The organism is Hyphomicrobium sp., assembly GCF_051860585.1.
Taxonomy (GTDB): domain Bacteria; phylum Pseudomonadota; class Alphaproteobacteria; order Rhizobiales; family Hyphomicrobiaceae; genus Hyphomicrobium_C.
Window position 1 is genome coordinate 338056 of the sequence record NZ_JBHYDS010000003.1, and the last position, 16816, is coordinate 354871.

The following is a 16816-nucleotide window of genomic DNA, read 5'->3' on the forward strand; positions in this document are numbered from 1 at the left end:
TGCCCGTCACCACCCTTCCTCAGCGCTAGCGCATGTTATTGGCGACCGTGCCGTACATCGCGTCGACGGTCTGGATCACTTTCGAGTTCATCTCGTAGGCGCGCTGCGCAGCGATCAGCTGCGTGATTTCCTTCACGGCGTCGACGTTCGAATTCTCGAGATAGCCCTGATGGATCTTGCCGAAACCGGCATCGCCCGGCACGCCCGTCACGGGATCGCCCGACGATTCGGTCTGCTTGTAGAGGTTGCCACCCTGCGGCTCGAGACCGGCATCGTTGACGAACGACGCCATCGACAACTGGCCGATGAGCTGCGGCGCCACCTGTCCGGCCACCGTCGCGTAGACCTCGCCCGACTCGTTGATCGTGATGTCCGTCGCATCTTGCGGCACGGTCATCGCGGGCTGAACCTCGTAGCCGTCGAGGGTCACGATCTGGCCCTGGTCGTTCTTGTTGAAGGCGCCGTCACGCGTATAGAGCGTCTGCCCGTCCGGGCCGGTGATCTGGAACCAGCCGCGCCCGTTGATCGCGACGTCGAGCTTGTTGGTCGTCTGCGCGAGCGAGCCCTGCTGATGCAGATGGCGAACCGCGGCCGTACGCACGCCGAGACCGACGTACGCGCCCTCAGGCACGTTGTTCTGTCCGCCACGCGCCGGCGCGCCGAGCGCGCGCTCGGATTGATACAGGAGATCGGTAAACTCCGCCCGCGCCCGCTTGTAGCCGGTCGTGTTGATGTTCGCGATGTTGTTCGCGATCACCTCGAGGTTGGTCTGCTGCGCGTTCATACCGGTCGCAGCAATGGATAGCGCTCTCATGCACGGGCCCTGGCTTGTTCCGCTAGATGGTCATGCGGCTGATTTCGAGATACGAGGCGACCACCTTGTCGCGGATCGCAATACTGGCTTGCAACGTCTGCTCCGAGGCCATCACCGCCTCGACAACCTGCTGTGTCGTGGCTTGGCCGCGTACACCTGCGACCGCCGTCTGCTCGCCCGCCTTGAGCGTGCTGATCGCATCGAGTGTCATTTGCCCGAGCACGACGCCGAAGTCGGTCGGCAGCGCTTCGGTCTTGACCGGATTGACGGCCCCGGTGACGGGGGTCGGCTGCGCGATTGCACCCGCGCCGCCGACGCCGCCGAAGGGAGATACCTTGCCGACGCCGTCCAGCATCATGAGCTCCTGAGAAGATCGATCGTCATCGAGATGAGCGACCGGGCCTGTTTGACGACCTGCAGATTTGCTTCGTACGAGCGGTTCGTTTCGCGCATGTCCGCGAGCTCGACGAGCATGTCAACGTTGGGCAGTTTGACGTTGCCGTTCGCGTCTGCGGCCGGATGGCCGGGGTCGTATTCGATGCGGTAAGGCTTCTTGTCGAGATCGACGCTGTCCACTTTGACGAGCTTGGCGCCGGTCGCGTCATCGAGCGCGGATTCGAAGCTGACGGTCTTGCGCGTATAGGGAGACGATCCCGGCGTCTGGCCCGTCGAGGACGCGTTGGCGAGGTTTTCCGAAACGATGAGCATGCGCCGCGATTGCGCCTCGAGACCGGAGGCGGCAACCTTGAGCGCGACTTGCATGGGATCGGACATGTCTTACCCCCGCGACGCTGCAAGCAACATACGATGGAAGGTCTTCATCACGCTGGTGTTGCGCGCATAGTTTCCGGCCACTTCGCCGGCCTTCAGCATCTGCTCTTCCAGGCTGACGCTGTTGCCGGAGTGCACGACCTGCCACTTGGCGGCTTCTTCCGTCTCCGCGTCGCTGCCCGTCCCGCTCGTCGGCGAGAGGTGCGTTTCCTGCGTCTTGCGCATTTCGATGCCGGTCGAATTCAGCACCGCTTCGAAGGGCTGCACATCGAGCGCTTTGAAGCCGGGCGTATTGACGTTGGCGATGTTCTGGGCGAGCACCGACTGCCGAACGGAAAGCCAGCGGTTCTGCTGCGAGGCGATCGAAAAGAAATTGATTGCGTCCATGGAAGCGCGCGCCTCACCTGAGCCTGCCTCAGTTGTAGGTCTTCAATCTTGTCCGAAGCTTGTGATTACGGCCTGCAACACGTCGCGCCAGATGCGAAAACCCTCGCATACTGAAAGTGTTAACGCGGATGCATAGGCGCTAGATCGCGGCCCGCACCAGTCCGCTTCCGGCAATGCCGTTGAAGAGGGCTTGCACCGCGATCGCCGCCAGCAGGATGCCGAACACGCGCATCAGCACGCGCTGCGCCGTGATGCCGAGAAAGCGCGCCAGCTCGTGCGCCGTCAGCAGAAGCACGAGCGAAAGTGCCATAACGGCCGCGAGAGCCCCCATCGTGATGCCGAGCGATAGCGCGTTCCCGCCCGTGGCCGCCGCCAGCAGGATGCCCGCGCTCATTGCCCCCGGCCCGGCCAGCAGCGGGGTCGCGAGCGGAAAGACGGCGAGGTCCTCCTTGCGCTGCGCTTCCGCCCCTTCCGAAGGCGTCAGCTTGAACGCGCTCGACGGCCGCGCGAACACCATGTCGAGCGCGATCACGAGCAGAATGATTCCACCCGCCGTCTGCAACGCGGAGATCGTGACGCCGAGTTGCCGGAGCATCGGTCCGCCCGCCAACGTCGCGGCGGCGAGGATCAGGCTCGCGATCGCGACAGCTCGCACGGCGATCCTGCGCCGCTCGACGACCGGCATCGCTGGCGTCAACGTCGCGAACAGCACCGCCGCCTCGATGGGACCGACGGTCGCGAAGAAAGTCGTGAAGCTCGTCAGCGCGGCGGCCAGCATGGCGTCCCGTCCGGTCAGCGAAGAGTTCGATCAACGAACAGGCAGTCTATCCACGCCGTGCGGAATCGCGAGGCAGCCTGTTAGCACCGAACGACGCCTGCTGCTAACACGCTGAATTAAAACATGAATATTGAGATTATAACAAATCGGCGTAAGCTTGGCGGTGCACATGGGTCTATTTTGGGGGCCGACATTGAGCACCGCCGACAACGATTTTGTCCGCATGCTTGCGGGCTATAGCCTGACAACCGCCGAGATCATCTACCGCCTACCCGATCACCCGGCTCTCATGCAGAGCTACATCTGGCAGGACTACGATCTCCATCCGCGATACCCGAAGCTCAAAAGCTTTCTCGACTTCTGGACGCGCAACCTGGAGGGCAGACTCCACCAGGTCCTCGTTGCCCATTCCGGGTTGATCAAGCCCTGCGAGTTGCGGCTCGTCGGAGCCGAAATCCGGCTCAACTGAGCAAACCGGCGTTCGGCACTCTTCGCAGACTAGGCGGAGAGAGACGGGCCGTCCTGCGCCACGGCACCCGGCCGCTTGCGTCTGCGGCTGGGAGGCGCGATGCGCGCATCTTCGATCGCCTCGATCAGGCGATGCGTATTCTCATCGGGATCGTCCGCCCCGCCTTCGAACGAGACATAGCTGATCTCGATTCCCGCCTGCAGCGATTGCAGCACCAGCCGGAAGTACGCCGATACGTTCAAGTGGTGGAATTCCATGTCGAGCGAAATGCACGGGGCACAGCCCCACGGCAGCTCGACCTCGCCGGAAAGGCCGAAGCAGATCGTGCCCGGCTTGAAAAACATTTCCGTCGAGGAATTGACGAGATTGCGGATGTTGCCGAATTGCTCGGTGCGAAGATAGGCGATGAAATCCGCCGGATCGACCAGCCGGAGTTCGGAAGCCACATCGCGCAGGCCGTCGGCAAGCGCCTTTTCCCGTTCCCGCGAATAATCTTTGCCTTGCTTCAGCATATCAAATCCTCACACCGGCCGCCGCGCCTGCTGTCCCTTTTGTGCAAGGAACAGGATGATGCCGGCGACAGCCTTGTAGAACTCCGGTGGAATCATCTTATCCACCTCGACGCTTGCGTAGAGCGAGCGTGCTAGAGAACGATCCTCGTAAATCGGTATTCCATTCTGTTCTGCAATGAAGCGGATCTTGAGCGCGATAAGGTCCTTGCCCTTTGCAACCACGACCGGCGCGCCGCCTTCTTCGCGGACGTAGCGCAGCGCCACCGAATAATGCGTCGGGTTGGCGACGATTAGCGTCGCCTTCGGCACAGCCTGCATCATCCGGCGCCGCGACCGGTCGCGCTGCAGCGACCTCAAGCGCATCCGGATCATCGGATCGCCTTCGACCTGCTTATGCTCGTCCTTGACTTCCTGCTTCGTCATCCGAAGCTCTTTGTGCCAGGAGAAGCGCGACCAGGCGAGGTCGGCCGCGACGAGCACAACCGTGGCCGTCACGATCGCCGACAGGAAACGCACGCTAAGATCCTGCATGAGGCTCGGAACCGCCGTCGGCTCCATGAACATCACATTGAAGAAATCCCGGTAGGACGCGCCAAGCGCGATATACCCGCTGAAAGCCACGATCGAGAGCTTGAACAAGCTCTTGAGAAATTCAACCTGGCCCTGCACGCCGAAGATGCGCGTCCAGCCTTTGAAAATCGAGATGCGTTCGAGCTTCGGCTGTATCCGGTCGCCGACGAAACTCGGCTGGTTCTGAAGCAGTGAGGCCAACACGCCGGCGATCGCAAGCACGAGAACGATCGGAAGCACGAATTTCGCCGCTTCCATCGACACGACCATCAGGATCGCAGATGCGTCCGCGCCGTTGGAAATGAGGAAGGAGCCGGGCTGGTCGATAAAGTTCTCGAGCGAGAACCTGAGCTTGATCGCATTGTCGGCGAGTAGGAAGACGGTGGCGATCAGAATCGCGAGCATCGTCGAGAGAGTGGCCGCTTCTCTCGAATAAGGGATGCGACCCTTGTCGAGCGAATCGCGGATCTTCTTCTCTGTTGCCTCTTCTGTTTTACTCTCTTTATCCGGCGCGTCTGACATCGCGGCGAGACCTGCTCAGAAAAGACGGGAACAGAAGGGCTAAGCGCGGGCGTTCTGAATAGACGCCCGGATCACGAGGTGCGAGGGCCGGCGGCGCCGATCACTTCGGTCAGCGAGACTCCGAAGCGGGAATTGTCCTCGTCGAGCACCACGACTTCGCCGCGCGCGATGATGCGCCCGTTCACGACCACGTCGACCGGCTCACCGACCTTACGGTCGAGCGGCACGACGGCGCCGCGGCCCAGCTTCAAAACGTTCGCAACCGGCATGGTGGCGGAACCGAGCACGATTTTCACCGATACCGGGATTTGCAGCACGGTATCGAGATGGCGCGGGCGCTGACCGGCAGCGCCTGCCGCCGCTGCGGCGATATCCGCGAACGATTCGGCTTGCGAGGGTTCCCCGATCGACTGGAGTTCCGCACCGGCAGGACGCATATCTTCTTGGGCCATCGGATCTTCCTGAATTCAGCGTGTCTAACATCGAAGATAAAAGCGGTGCCGCCCGCGGCACCGTCAGAAAGTCTAAGCAGCTTTCTTCGATTCGCCACCACCGCCGCCCACAGTTTCCGCTTCGACTTCGTCGATCGTCGGGCGCTCGTAGGCGGAAATCGTCTTGCGGCCGTACTCGACAGCCACCTGCGGCATGGCCCCGTTCATGAACGCGAGCAGGGTCTGCTTGGCGACGATATAGAGGCGGATCTGCTTCTCACGCCCGCCCTTGATTTTCGTGGCCATCGGAGCGAACACGCCGTAGGAGAAGAAAATGCCCGCAAACGTGCCAACCAGCGCCGCGCCGATCAGATGCCCGAGCACCTCCGGCGGCTCCGAGATCGCGCCCATGGCTTTGATGACACCCAGAACCGCCGCGATGATGCCGATGGCGGGAAGCCCGTCTGCCACGTTGCTAATCGCCTGATAGGCTTTGAGCTTGTCATAGCGAAGCGTTTGAATCTCTTCGTCCATCAGCGCCTCGACCTCGTGGGTGCGCGCGTTGCCGATGATGATGAGGCGGCAATAGTCGCAGATGAACACCGTCAGATCCTTGTTCTTCAGGACCGTGGTGAACTTCTGGAAAAGGGGTGATTCGTCGGGGGCATCGATGTGCTTTTCGACCTCGTTGCGCGGCTTGCTGCGCAGCTCTCGCATCAGCGAATAGAGCAAACCCATCACGTCGAGATAGTGCCGCGACGTAGGTGCGACGTTGCCGAACGCCTCGCCCATGGCCTTTGCGGAATCTTTTATGACCTTCATGGGATTGGCGACAATGAACGTGCCGAGCGACGTGCCGAGGATGATGACGAATTCCCACGGTTGCCATAGCACGTCGACATGCCCGCCCATGGCCATGAAGCCGCCGAGCATGCAGACGAGTATTACGACAAGGCCGAGGATGATCGTCACGAGCTAACCTCGCATTAAGCGTTGTTAACGCATTACTAGTGTCCCGATTCCGAAGTTCGCCAGAGTTCGCGGCAAGGCCCGGAGCGAACTTCGGAATCACAAGGGACACTAGAAGCATTGACTTGCTAGTGTGATTCAGATCGAGAAATCCGCTCAGAGCTTGCCGCCTAGTGCGGCGAATTTCTCGATCATCACACTAGCTGGCACCTCCTTGCGCGAGCCTGATCAGCGCCGCCTCAAGCCGCCTGCGTCCACTGCCGCCGGCACGTCCGCTGTCCGCAAGTCTTGCGGATCCGGTTGCAGCACGAAGTGACGTCAGCCTGAGACAAGCCGCTTTGACCAAACTGGCAACCCGACACGAGGCCCGAAGACCGTGCTCACAACATCGGACAACTACCGGCTAATCGCGAAAGATCTGACGAAATCGCTCACCACGATCTCGAAGGATCCGCAAATCGCGCGCGAAGCTCAGTTCTACATGGACAACATCGGCAAGATTAAATCTGTCGATGACTTCATGAAGAACGACCGCGTCTACCGCTTCGCCATGAAGGCGTTCGGGCTCGATGACATGGCCTACGCCAAGGCCTTCGTCAAAAAGGTGCTCACCGAGGGCCTCTCCGACCCGAAGTCTTTCGCCAACTCCCTCACCGATCCGCGCTTCAAAGAGCTGGCCGCCACATTCGATTTCAAGGCGAAGGGTGAGACGGCGACCGAAAGCACGGACGCCCGGCAGGGCACCGTCGACCGCTACCTCCGCTTAGCGCTGGAACAGCGCTCCGGCGAGCAGAACGAGGGTGTCCGCCTCGCGCTCTACTTCGCGCGCAAGGCCCCGACTGTCTCCTCGACACTCGGCATCATGGCCGATAAGGCGCTCTTGAAGGTCATGCAGACGGCGCTGAACATGCCGGCCGAGACCGCCCTGATGTCTCTCGACAAGCAGATCGAGATGTATTCGAAACGCGTCAACGTCGCCGACTTCAAGGACCCGAAGAAGCTCGAGTCCTTCATCACCCGCTTCACGTCGCTCTGGGAACTCAACAACGGCGCCGCATCGCAGGCCACCTCCCAGACCGTACCCCTCATGTCCGCGACGCTTCCCGTCGGCATCTCGACCGACGTTCTCGCCAGCCTGCAACTTCTCAAGCTCGGAGGCCGCTGATGCAGCCCAGCCTATATGTCTCGCTGTCCGGTCAGATGGCCACCATGCGCCGTCTCGAGACATTGGCTCACAACGTCGCCAACGTCACGACGGCTGGCTTTCGCGCCGAGGAGATCAAGTTCGACCAGTTGCTCTCGCAGAAAACGGATCAGCCGACGGCCTTCGTCTCCGCCGCCAAGACCTACATCTCGCGCGAGCAAGGCGAGCTCGTGCAAACCGACAACAAGTTTGACGTGGCTGTCACGGGCGACGCCTGGCTCGCCATCAGCGCTCCGGGCGGGCGAACGGCCTACACGCGCGATGGCCGCATGACGATGACGCCGGAAGGCGAGCTTCGCACCCTCAACGGCTTTCCCGTGCTCGACGTCGGCGGCGCACCGATTCAGCTCAATCCGAACGGCGGCACGCCCAACATCGCGCGCGACGGCACCCTGACGCAAGGCGGCCAGCAGCTCGGCGCCCTGGGCCTCTTCACCATTCCCCAGGAGGCCCACCTCGCCCGCTTCGAGAATTCCGGCGTGATCCCGGACATGGCCGCCCAACCCGCGCTCGATTTCAGCGTCGTCGGCGTCCAGCAGGGCTTCATCGAACAGGCGAACGTCAATCCCGTCGCGGAAATCTCCCGCCTGATCCAGATCCAGCGCTCCTTCGACTCGATCAGCAATTCCATCTCCGAGGCCGAGAAGACACTGAGCTCCGCGATCAAGACCCTCGGCGAGACCGGCTGACGGATATCCACCTAGACGCATCGACGAACGGGCACACGAGACCGCATGACTGAAGCCGCCGCACGCCCGGATCGCCAGACGCCAAGTCGCCGCGCAAAGGAGCCGCGCCCGACCGCGCTCGATCTGCTGGAGCAGCGCGTCGTCCACGCCGCCGCCGCCCTGCCGCTAACCCGCATCGGCGGCGTCGTCACCCACGTCACGCCGGCCTATGTCCAGGTTTCCGGTCTCTCGCGCCACTTGAAGCTCGGCGATTGCATCAGCTTCGCGTCCGGCACCGTCCCTCAGCTCGGCGAAGTGGTCCGCATCGACAAGGGCGAAGCGACCATCAAACCGTTCGACGCAAACCTCAAGATCGGCCCCGGCGAGATCGGCTGGCTGCACGGCAACCAGAGCCTGCGCCCTCACGCCTCCTGGAAGGGCCGCGTGCTCAACGCGCTCGGCGCGCCGATCGACGGCCTCGGGCCCCTGCAGGAGGGCGACAAGGCCTACGCGTTCGATGCCGAACCACCGTCCGCCATGAGCCGCCAGCGCGTTCGCAAACCGCTCAAGTCGGGCGTCCGCGTCATGGATCTCTTCACGCCGCTTTGCGCCGGACAGCGCATCGGCATCTTCGCGGGCTCCGGCGTCGGCAAATCGACCCTGCTGTCTATGCTCGCCCGTTCGCAAGGCTTCGACACCGTTGTGCTCGCGCTTGTGGGCGAGCGCGGCCGCGAAGTGCGCGAGTTCCTCGAAGATGCGCTAGCGCAGAACCGCAGCCGCGCCGTCACGGTCGTTTCGACCGGCGACGAAAGCCCGATGATGCGCCGTCTCGCCCCAAAGACGGCGCTCGCAATCGCCGAATTCTACCGCGATGCCGGCGACAGCGTGCTCCTCATCGTCGACTCGGTGACGCGCTTCGCACACGCCACCCGCGAAGTGGCGCTCGCCGCCGGCGAGGCGCCCGTCGCGCGAGGGTATACGCCGTCCGTCTTCAGCGAATTGCCGAAGCTCCTTGAACGCGCGGGCCCCGGAGAAGAAGGCACCGGCTCGATCACGGGAGTCTTTTCCGTGCTCGTCGACGGCGACGACCACAACGACCCGATCGCCGACAGTATTCGCGGCACCCTCGACGGCCACATCGTGCTCGAACGCAAGATTGCGGACCAAGGCCGCTACCCGGCCGTCAACGTGCTGACCTCCGTTTCGCGCCTCGCCAATTCCGTCTGGTCCGTCGAAGAGCGCAAACTGGTCATGATGCTGCGCGCCATGATCGCTCATTTCGAGGACACGCGCGATCTTCGCCTGATGGGTGGCTACCAGCGCGGCGCCGATGCCGAGCTCGACAAGGCCATCGATGTCGTCCCGAAGCTCTACGAGGCGATGAAGCAGTCGCTCACGGATCCGTCGAGCATCGATCCATTCCAGGAAATCGCCCGCGCGCTCGCGCCGAAGGAAGATCCTGCAAAGAAATAGGCGGCCGATACGGCCCGCCCGAATCCGCACACCGCGTCGCCGCACACGTCCCGGCCGTAGCTTAGAGCTTCGGCGGGCCGCGAACGTCCTTCTTCGGGATGTACGACAACTGGTCGATCAGCACGTCCTGCACGATCGCCATGCCGAGGCGCTTGTTGACGTTTTCGCCGAGCTTCTTGGCCAGCTCCGGCAGATCCTGCTTCTTCATGTTCTGGAAGTTGACCTGCTCGCCGGCATAGATGGTCTTGAAGGCTTCATCCAGCACATAGACTTCCGGGTTAAACGGAATTTTCGTGAGCGCGATCGCGTCCACAGTGAACACGAACTGCGCCACCATGTAGCCCTGGATCGTGCCGCCGCCGATGATCGGAACGTTGATGGCCTTGGTGCGGAATTCCTCGAGCTTCACGCCGGCGGAGAGCGCCGCGCCCGCCGCCGAATGCTTCTGCCATTCCAACACGCCGAATACCGCGCCCACCGCAATGAGCGACGCCCAGATGCCGGTGAGGACGACCTTGATCATGCGCGCCTGGCGCTAGCGGAAATGGCCGGCGTGTAGGTCCCGTCCGAGTCCGAATTGCGGATCGCGTCCGCAAGCGAATTCGACACCTCGCGCACGGCCTCGAGATGAAGCTGGAGCACGGCCTGGTTGACGGCAAGTTTGGACTTCAACACCGCGACGCGCGCCGCAAGCGATGGGCTCGGCGGTCCGCCCTGCAGCGTGCGCATCAATCGCATCAGCTCGAGCAGCGCCTGGCTCTTGCGATCGTTGAAGTCCTTGAGATTGACCACCTTGCGCTCGCGCAGCGCGGCCGTCTCCTGCTCGACGATGTCCTCGAGCCGCTGGATCGAAAGCTCGACGGTTGAGGTCACGAGAGACGGGATCTGCGACATGCTTACGCTCCGGTATCCGGCTCGGCGCCGGGCAGCGGCGCGCTCAAACTATTGAGAGTGGAAAGGTGGCTCATGACACCGAGGGAGAGCCCGCCCGAGGGCCGCATCGGCGCCTGATGGCCGGCCCGCACCGTGTCCGCAATTCCGAGCCCGCCGCGCGCGGCGACCTGCTCGGCAATTTTCTCCGACATCATCGATTTCCAGAAGTCGCCCGAAATGCCGGCCCCGAACACGCCCTCGGCCTGCTGGGGCATCATCTCCTGGATGAAACTCTGCAAAACGAAAGATTCGAACTTCTCGGCAGCGTCCGCCGTCTTGCGCACATGCGGCGCCCGCGCGGCCAGCGGATGCTCGCTCACGGCCTTGACGTCTGAAAGCGGACGGACGGTCATTTCGGCCATAGACACGGGGCCCTTTCAGGCAGGCGGAACTCCACCCCGCCACCATGACTCACCGGTCTTGCTTGGAGCTTGCGAGGGCCTGCGCGAACCCGGCCTCCAAAAGACGCTCCAATTCCTCTCGTTCCTCGATGCGCCTGAGCTCGACCGTCACTTCGTCCTTGAGCCGTTCCGAGTTGCGCAGCCTCCCTCCGTGCTCGAGCACGACGCGGGCTTGCGCCTCGATTTCGGGCGCAAGCTTGGCCTCCTCCTGGCGCAGCGATTTCAACCGCCGCACCGTCACGTCGACGAACAGCCCGTGCAGCGCGTCGTCGTTCGAAAGCACGTTGGAGAGCGCATCCTGTGCGGACCGGCACTCGGCCAGGCGCTGCTGCAATCGCGCATACTTGACCTCTTCGAGGTTGTGCAGCTGCTTCTGCACGTCCGCGATGCGCTTGAGGCTTCGGACCCGATCCCGCATCCGCGCTCACCCCTTGCTGAGGAACTGCTGAAAGCCGACAAAAAACAGCGTCATCGCCTCGCTGAAGGTGAAATAGAGCAGCAGCAGGCCGCCGGCGAGCACGAACGGCGTCGAGATGAAGTAGACCGGAATGAGCGGCGTCATCTTGTTCATGATGCCCACCAGGAAGTTGAAAATCAGGGCATAGACCAGAAACGGGCTCGTGAGCTGCGCAATCAGGATGAACGAATCCGACGCCGCATCCGTAATCTTCGCCAGCGCGAATTGCGGATTGAACATGTCCGTCACCGTCAGCACCGAATACGAGGCCACCAGCGCCCGCAGCACCTCGAAGTGTAGCCCCGTGACGAACAGCATGACGGTGGCAGTGAGCGTGAACAGCGTGGCCATGGCGGGTGCCGGCTCGGCTTCGTCAACGGCCGTGTCGGGCGTGCCACTGAACCCCATCAGCATCGACGCGGCCGTGCCCATGAATTGAAGGGCGAGGAAGAAAATGCGCGCCATCACGCCGATCATGATCCCGATCAGGCTTTCCGAAATGATCAGCTGGGCGACCGTCGGCGGGGTTGCCTTCGCGAGGTCGCCCTCGACGACCGGGATGAGCAGCGGCGCGAGCACCAGCGTGATCGAAACGGCGAGGAAAACGCGAACCTGCATCGGGACGCGGGAACTGCCAAACCCCGGCATCATCATCAGACACCCGCCGACCCGGCAGAACACCAGGAATGTCAGCAGCACCATGCCTGCCGTGATTGGGATCACGAGATCGAGCCCAGTGTCTTGACCTGGATGCCTCGCGCGATCTCGAGATGCGACAGCACCGGCAGCGTCGGGAACAGCCGCTCCGTGACCATGCGCACGTAGGGCCGCGCATCGGGCGCCGAGACGAGAACGAATTGATGGCCCTGGTCGAGAAGCCCGCGGATCACCTTGGTCGCTTCCGCGCCGAACTGTTCGATCAGACGCGGATCGATATCGAACTCGACCACCTCGCCCTTGTTGTCGCGCTTGAGGCTCTGGTGGAAGGCAAGATCCCAGCGATTGCCGAGCCGCAGAACCTTGAGCTGTCCCGCATCCGACAGGTCGCCGCAGATCTGCTGCGCCATGCGCATGCGCACATGCTCGGCCAGTTGCTCTGCACGCCGGACGTGCGGCGCGATTTCCGCGATGGCCTCCAGCACGAGATGCAGGTTGCGGATCGAAATGCGCTCGGCGAGGAGCAGCTTGAGCACGGCCTGCAGCCCGGAGAAGGAAAGCTGCGACGGGATGATCTCGTCGACCAGACGCCGGTATTCGGGTTCCATCCGCTCGATGAGCGCGCGCATGTCCTTGTACGAGAGAAGCTGCGACAGGTTTCCACGAATGACTTCGCGCAGATGGGTGAGCATCACCGACATCGGATCGACGGGATTGAAGCCTTCCCGCTTGACCGTGCTGGCGAACGTCTCGGAGACCCAGATCGCCTTCATGCCGAACGCGGGTTCCCGCGCCTCGTCGCCGGGCACATCCGGCATCGGGCCGTCGCCGGTGATGACAAGGAGATCGCCGATCCTGAGCTCTTCCTGAGCCACCACCGTGCCGTGGATCTTGATCTGGTAGCACTTGCTCGGGATCGCGAGATCGTCGGTGATGCGAATGTCCGGCACGACGAAGCCGTACTGCTTCGCGAACGCGCGCCGCATGCGGCCGACCCGATGCGCAAGCTCTCCCTGCGCCGACAAAAGCGAACTGGAGAGCTGCTTGCCGAGCGCGATTTCGACTTCGGCCGTCTTGAGCTGCTCTTTGACGGACTGGCGGGCTTCTTCCTTGCTGAGCCGGTCCGCCTCATGCTTGACCGCATCCTCGGCGGCTTTCGCAGCGGCCAGCTTCTTCGGGATGGAGGTTGCGATGAACAGCAACCCAGCGGACAGGACGGCGAACGGTAGAAACGGCAGACCCGGCGCCAGCGCAAGCGCGAGCATCACGACACCGGCCACGCCGAGCGCGCGCGGATAATGACCGAGCTGCGAGAACACGGCCATTTCGGCCGATCCCCGCGTGCCGCCCTTCGACACGAGCAGGCCCGCGGCGAGCGAAATGATGAGCGCAGGGATCTGAGTGACGAGACCGTCGCCGACGGACAGCCGCACAAACACGTCCGCCGCGTGCGAAAGATCCATCTCGTGGCGGGTCACGCCGATGATGATGCCACCGAAGATGTTGACGGCGGTGATGATGAGGCCGGCGATCGCATCGCCGCGCACGAACTTCGAGGCACCGTCCATCGAGCCGAAGAAGGCGCTTTCCTCTTCCAGTTCCCGCCGGCGCGTCATCGCCTCGTTTTCGTTGATGTTGCCCGCCGACAGGTCGGCATCGATCGCCATCTGCTTGCCGGGGATCGCATCGAGGGTGAAGCGGGCGCCGACTTCAGCGATACGCGTCGCGCCCTTCGTGATGACGAGGAAGTTGACGGTGATGAGGATGACGAACACCACGACGCCGATGACGAAGTCGCCACCCATGACGAAGTTGGCAAAGCCCGCGATCACGTGACCGGCCGCCGTATGACCTTCGTTGCCCTCGGACAGGATGAGGCGCGTCGTCGCCACGTTGAGCGACAGCCGCAGCATGGTGGCGATCAGCAGCACCGTGGGAAAGGCGGAGAACTCGAGTGGACGGTGGATCCACAGCGAGACCATGAGGATCAGCACGGCGAAGGCGATGGAAAACGCCAGGCCGATGTCGATCATGATCGCCGGCAGCGGCAGGAACAGCACCGTCAGAATTGTGACGATGCCAACCGCAAAACCGATATCGCGCGAGTTGCCGATCCCCTTTGTCGTACCAGGAACAGCGACAGTCGTGGCCATGCTACCCTCGAGCCTGCTACGTGAGGCGCGAGTTTGACTTAGCAACCTTGTGCGAAGGTCTCCCGGGCGCCGCCGCGGTCACCGCAACCGCTGGCGCCAGCTTGGAAAATCCGGCTAGAACCCGCTCGGAATGCGGGCATACGTCTGCTCGGCGAACGAAAAGATCACGGCACCGACAAAAGGCGCGGTGAACGACGTGACAAGCAGAATGGCAATGATCTTCGGCACGAAGGTCAGGGTGATTTCCTGCACCTGCGTCAGGGCCTGCAGAAGCGCGATCACGATACCCACGAACATGGCCGCGACCACCGCAGGCGACGAGGCGATCACCACCGTCCAGATCGCGGCCTGGCCGAGATCGAGCGCGTCAGCTGGGTTCATGAGTTGGACACCTTCACGCCGGCTTCCATCAGCATCTTTTTGCCGTCTTCCAGAACGGCCACGGCGCCGTCGGAGAAGACCTGGATGGCGGCCACCTTGCCCGTCACCTTTCCATCCGCGGACGTCACGGTCTTGCCGATCAAGCCATCGGCCTGGTTCAGCGCCATCGATGTGATCAGGGCGTCGAGCTTCGAGTTCATCTTGATGCCCTGCTCGACGTTCGAAAACGAGGCGAGCTGAGCGACGAACTGCGTCGAATCCATCGGCTTCGTTGGATCCTGGAACTTCATCTGCGCGGTCAGCAGTTTCAGGAACGAGTCGTAGTTGAGGTTCCCCGCAGCCGTTCCCGTTGTGCTGGTTTGCTGTTGCTGTTGCTGCGTCGTGGTGGACGAGGTTGTTGCGGGTACGGTCATGTCAGCCTGCCTTTACGACACGGAGTTCGGCCATCCGGTTTCCGCCCAGAATAGCGTCCTCGATTGGGATAAGTGTCCGCAGCGTCTTGAGCGCCTCGAAGGGTGCCCCGGCCGCCACTTTCTGAGAGATCGTCTCCAGCCCGGCTGCGACGATCGGATTGGAAAACGCCTGCTTGAGCCAGTACATGGTGTCATCGTAGACGCCGCGCGCGGCCTCGATCCCCCCTGGCTCCATCACCATGGTCTGCAGGACATAATAAAGCTGCCGCAGCGGAGTCACCGTCTGCTGCGCATGCATGATCTCGCTCTCGGCCAGGAACGGCACGTCGTTGAGAATTTCGAACGTCGCGCGACCCTCGGAGCGCAGCACGGCCCCGTTGATGAAAATGCGCTCTCCCGCCCGCAGCGTGACACGTGTCGGCGTGGTCATCTCAGTCCCTCCGATATCGTCCTGGAAACGTCGATCAGCGCGGCGAAGTTGGAAGACCGCCCGTGCCGGATTTCCTCTGTTTCACGCATCATCCACAATCCAACCGAAACCAGATCGGCCCGCAACTTGTCCGGCAGGCCGTTCTCCGGCTTCGCAAGATCTTCGATAAAAATTCCCCAAAGCTTGCGCACGAAATAGATCGCATCGACAGCCTCGCGCGATTGCGCGCCGCGCTGCTCGGCCGCTTGCAGAAGTTCGATCGACTTTTCGAGCGCGGTCCGTTCGTGCTCCCGAGCCACCTTGGGAGACTCGTCCAGGACCTCGTCATAGTAGAACTTATACATTCAAGTTTCCAAATCCCGGCGTAAGTGCCCTAGATGAAGTTGACCAGGCTCAGGTTCTGCAGGCGGGCAGTCAACGCATAAGCGGTTTCGATCTGCGTCAGCAGCGCATTGACGTTCGCGGTGGCCTCGTAGGGATCGACCCCTTCCAGCGCCGTGATGTGCTGTGTCATGAGCGTGACCTGAATATCGGTGCGGTCATTCGCGGCTTTGATGCGCTCTTGGGAGGTGCCGAGGCCCGCCCGCAGCTGCGTCAGATCTCCGATGGCCTGCCCGAGCTCGCCGATCGCCTTGTCCACGACCGCATAGTAGGCTTCGTCGGAAAGCTCCTCGAGCCCGATGTCGCCGATCATCGTGTAGACGGACGCGATCCGCCGGAACGGATCCGCGTTGGCGTTGGTCGAGGTCTCGATGCGTTCGTTGTTCGAGATTCGGTTGGAGATGTTCTGGTCCGAGGCCGACGACCACGTCGTCGTCCAGTTTGCATCGTTGAACAGATCGGCGAAGGCGTTGTCCAGGAACGACGACATGTCCGCGCCGGTGATCGTCTCGACGCCGGCTTGCGACTGCGCAACGCCGAATTCCGTCAGAAATGCATCGCCCATCGCCGTACGCGCCGCCGATGTCGGCTGCTCGAAATAATCCGCGACCGGCTTTACGTCCGTGTTGACGCCTGAAAAAATATGCGCGCCGTTGACGGCCGTGTTCATGGCCGCGGTGAACGACGTGATCTTGGCCTTGGCGTCGGCGACGGCCACGCCATCGCTCGTTCGCGCCGCGCGCGCCGCCATCAGCGTCTGCAAGAACCCCTGCGCCGCCTCTCCGAGGCCTTCGAGCGTCGTCTGCGTCAGCTCGAGGCGCGACGAAGAAACCGTATTGGTGTCCTTGAACGTGTTCAGCCGATCCAGGTCCTGGCGCAGCGAAACGGTGCGCTGCGTGAGGTAGCCCAGGCTGAGGCCCACGTCCGCGTGCCGGCCAGTCGCCGATTCCTTCTGCGCTGCAGCCAGCTTGATCTGCAGGTTGACGCGCGTTTCGCGCGTTGCGTTCACCAGGGCCAGCGTCGAGATGTTGCTTGTCTTCAT

General features: G+C 62.5%; 24 protein-coding genes. 4 read left to right on the forward strand and 20 right to left on the reverse strand.

What is annotated here, in order from left to right; all coding sequences use genetic code 11:
• Window positions 1-25 precede the first annotated feature (25 nt).
• From flgG to ACTIFK_RS07030, 5 genes are all read right to left on the reverse strand, one after another.
• Entirely contained in the window at window positions 26-814 is a 789-nt protein-coding gene (gene flgG / locus ACTIFK_RS07010; RefSeq protein ID WP_439542338.1) for a flagellar basal-body rod protein FlgG, read from the reverse strand.
• A 22-nt stretch (window positions 815-836) separates the two neighbouring features.
• On the reverse strand, window positions 837-1169 hold the full coding sequence (locus tag ACTIFK_RS07015; protein WP_439542339.1) for a flagellar hook-basal body complex protein FliE: 333 nt from the start codon (window positions 1167-1169) through the stop codon (window positions 837-839).
• Window positions 1169-1588, reverse strand: coding sequence for a flagellar basal body rod protein FlgC (gene flgC / locus ACTIFK_RS07020; protein ID WP_439542340.1), 420 nt, complete (start codon window positions 1586-1588; stop codon window positions 1169-1171). The genes ACTIFK_RS07015 and flgC overlap by 1 nt, the downstream gene beginning before the upstream one ends.
• Before the next feature lie 3 nt (window positions 1589-1591).
• Complete coding sequence (gene flgB / locus ACTIFK_RS07025; protein WP_439542341.1) at window positions 1592-1972, reverse strand: flagellar basal body rod protein FlgB; 381 nt, start codon at window positions 1970-1972, stop codon at window positions 1592-1594.
• A 139-nt stretch (window positions 1973-2111) separates the two neighbouring features.
• Entirely contained in the window at window positions 2112-2750 is a 639-nt protein-coding gene (locus tag ACTIFK_RS07030) for a MarC family protein (protein WP_439542342.1), read from the reverse strand.
• A gap of 169 nt (window positions 2751-2919) precedes the next feature.
• Between ACTIFK_RS07030 and ACTIFK_RS07035 the strand changes: the two genes are divergently transcribed.
• On the forward strand, window positions 2920-3219 hold the full coding sequence (locus tag ACTIFK_RS07035; protein ID WP_439542343.1) for an usg protein: 300 nt from the start codon (window positions 2920-2922) through the stop codon (window positions 3217-3219).
• A 29-nt stretch (window positions 3220-3248) separates the two neighbouring features.
• Here the strand turns inward: ACTIFK_RS07035 and ACTIFK_RS07040 are convergent, their stop codons facing one another.
• From ACTIFK_RS07040 to motA, 4 genes are all read right to left on the reverse strand, one after another.
• A complete protein-coding gene (locus ACTIFK_RS07040; RefSeq protein WP_439542344.1) occupies window positions 3249-3731 on the reverse strand; it encodes a hypothetical protein in 483 nt (160 codons plus the stop codon).
• Window positions 3732-3740: 9 nt separating this feature from the next.
• A complete protein-coding gene (gene flhB, locus ACTIFK_RS07045; protein WP_439542345.1) occupies window positions 3741-4823 on the reverse strand; it encodes a flagellar biosynthesis protein FlhB in 1083 nt (360 codons plus the stop codon).
• Between the two features lie 71 nt (window positions 4824-4894).
• Window positions 4895-5275, reverse strand: a complete 381-nt coding sequence (gene fliN / locus ACTIFK_RS07050; RefSeq protein ID WP_439542346.1) for a flagellar motor switch protein FliN — start codon at window positions 5273-5275, stop codon at window positions 4895-4897.
• Window positions 5276-5347: 72 nt separating this feature from the next.
• Window positions 5348-6226 (reverse strand): flagellar motor stator protein MotA, encoded by an 879-nt coding sequence (gene motA / locus ACTIFK_RS07055; protein ID WP_439542347.1) that lies wholly within the window; start codon window positions 6224-6226, stop codon window positions 5348-5350.
• A 373-nt stretch (window positions 6227-6599) separates the two neighbouring features.
• Here motA and ACTIFK_RS07060 point away from each other — a divergent pair, with 373 nt between their 5' ends.
• The 3 genes from ACTIFK_RS07060 to fliI are packed head-to-tail and all read left to right on the forward strand — an operon-like array spanning window position 6600 to window position 9568.
• The gene (locus ACTIFK_RS07060) at window positions 6600-7388 is read left to right on the forward strand and encodes a DUF1217 domain-containing protein (protein ID WP_439542348.1); all 789 of its coding nucleotides are present in this window, start codon (window positions 6600-6602) and stop codon (window positions 7386-7388) included.
• A complete protein-coding gene (flgF, locus tag ACTIFK_RS07065; RefSeq protein ID WP_439542349.1) occupies window positions 7388-8116 on the forward strand; it encodes a flagellar basal-body rod protein FlgF in 729 nt (242 codons plus the stop codon). The genes ACTIFK_RS07060 and flgF overlap by 1 nt, the downstream gene beginning before the upstream one ends.
• Before the next feature lie 45 nt (window positions 8117-8161).
• Window positions 8162-9568, forward strand: a complete 1407-nt coding sequence (gene fliI, locus ACTIFK_RS07070; protein WP_439542350.1) for a flagellar protein export ATPase FliI — start codon at window positions 8162-8164, stop codon at window positions 9566-9568.
• Window positions 9569-9629: 61 nt separating this feature from the next.
• Here the strand turns inward: fliI and ACTIFK_RS07075 are convergent, their stop codons facing one another.
• From ACTIFK_RS07075 to ACTIFK_RS07125, 11 genes are all read right to left on the reverse strand, one after another.
• Window positions 9630-10091, reverse strand: coding sequence for a hypothetical protein (locus ACTIFK_RS07075; RefSeq protein WP_439542351.1), 462 nt, complete (start codon window positions 10089-10091; stop codon window positions 9630-9632).
• A complete protein-coding gene (locus tag ACTIFK_RS07080; protein ID WP_439542352.1) occupies window positions 10088-10462 on the reverse strand; it encodes a flagellar protein FlgN in 375 nt (124 codons plus the stop codon). Before ACTIFK_RS07080 ends, ACTIFK_RS07075 begins: the two co-directional genes overlap by 4 nt.
• A 2-nt stretch (window positions 10463-10464) precedes the next feature.
• Window positions 10465-10863: a rod-binding protein gene (locus ACTIFK_RS07085; protein WP_439542353.1), complete on the reverse strand. Its 399-nt coding sequence runs from the start codon at window positions 10861-10863 to the stop codon at window positions 10465-10467.
• A gap of 49 nt (window positions 10864-10912) precedes the next feature.
• Window positions 10913-11320 carry a hypothetical protein gene (locus ACTIFK_RS07090; RefSeq protein ID WP_439542354.1) on the reverse strand — a complete coding sequence of 136 codons (408 nt, stop codon included), beginning with the start codon at window positions 11318-11320 and terminating at the stop codon, window positions 10913-10915.
• Between the two features lie 6 nt (window positions 11321-11326).
• The gene (gene fliR, locus ACTIFK_RS07095; RefSeq protein WP_439542355.1) at window positions 11327-12082 is read right to left on the reverse strand and encodes a flagellar biosynthetic protein FliR; all 756 of its coding nucleotides are present in this window, start codon (window positions 12080-12082) and stop codon (window positions 11327-11329) included.
• Window positions 12079-14169, reverse strand: coding sequence for a flagellar biosynthesis protein FlhA (flhA, locus tag ACTIFK_RS07100; RefSeq protein ID WP_439542356.1), 2091 nt, complete (start codon window positions 14167-14169; stop codon window positions 12079-12081). The genes fliR and flhA overlap by 4 nt, the downstream gene beginning before the upstream one ends.
• Window positions 14170-14283: 114 nt before the next feature.
• Window positions 14284-14550 carry a flagellar biosynthesis protein FliQ gene (gene fliQ / locus ACTIFK_RS07105; RefSeq protein ID WP_291154367.1) on the reverse strand — a complete coding sequence of 89 codons (267 nt, stop codon included), beginning with the start codon at window positions 14548-14550 and terminating at the stop codon, window positions 14284-14286.
• Complete coding sequence (gene flgD, locus ACTIFK_RS07110) at window positions 14547-14963, reverse strand: flagellar hook assembly protein FlgD (RefSeq protein ID WP_439542357.1); 417 nt, start codon at window positions 14961-14963, stop codon at window positions 14547-14549. Before flgD ends, fliQ begins: the two co-directional genes overlap by 4 nt.
• A 1-nt stretch (window position 14964) precedes the next feature.
• Window positions 14965-15393: a flagellar biosynthesis repressor FlbT gene (locus ACTIFK_RS07115; protein WP_439542358.1), complete on the reverse strand. Its 429-nt coding sequence runs from the start codon at window positions 15391-15393 to the stop codon at window positions 14965-14967.
• Complete coding sequence (gene flaF, locus ACTIFK_RS07120; RefSeq protein ID WP_439542359.1) at window positions 15390-15737, reverse strand: flagellar biosynthesis regulator FlaF; 348 nt, start codon at window positions 15735-15737, stop codon at window positions 15390-15392. Before flaF ends, ACTIFK_RS07115 begins: the two co-directional genes overlap by 4 nt.
• Before the next feature lie 29 nt (window positions 15738-15766).
• Window positions 15767-16816, reverse strand: a complete 1050-nt coding sequence (locus ACTIFK_RS07125; protein ID WP_439542360.1) for a flagellar hook-associated family protein — start codon at window positions 16814-16816, stop codon at window positions 15767-15769.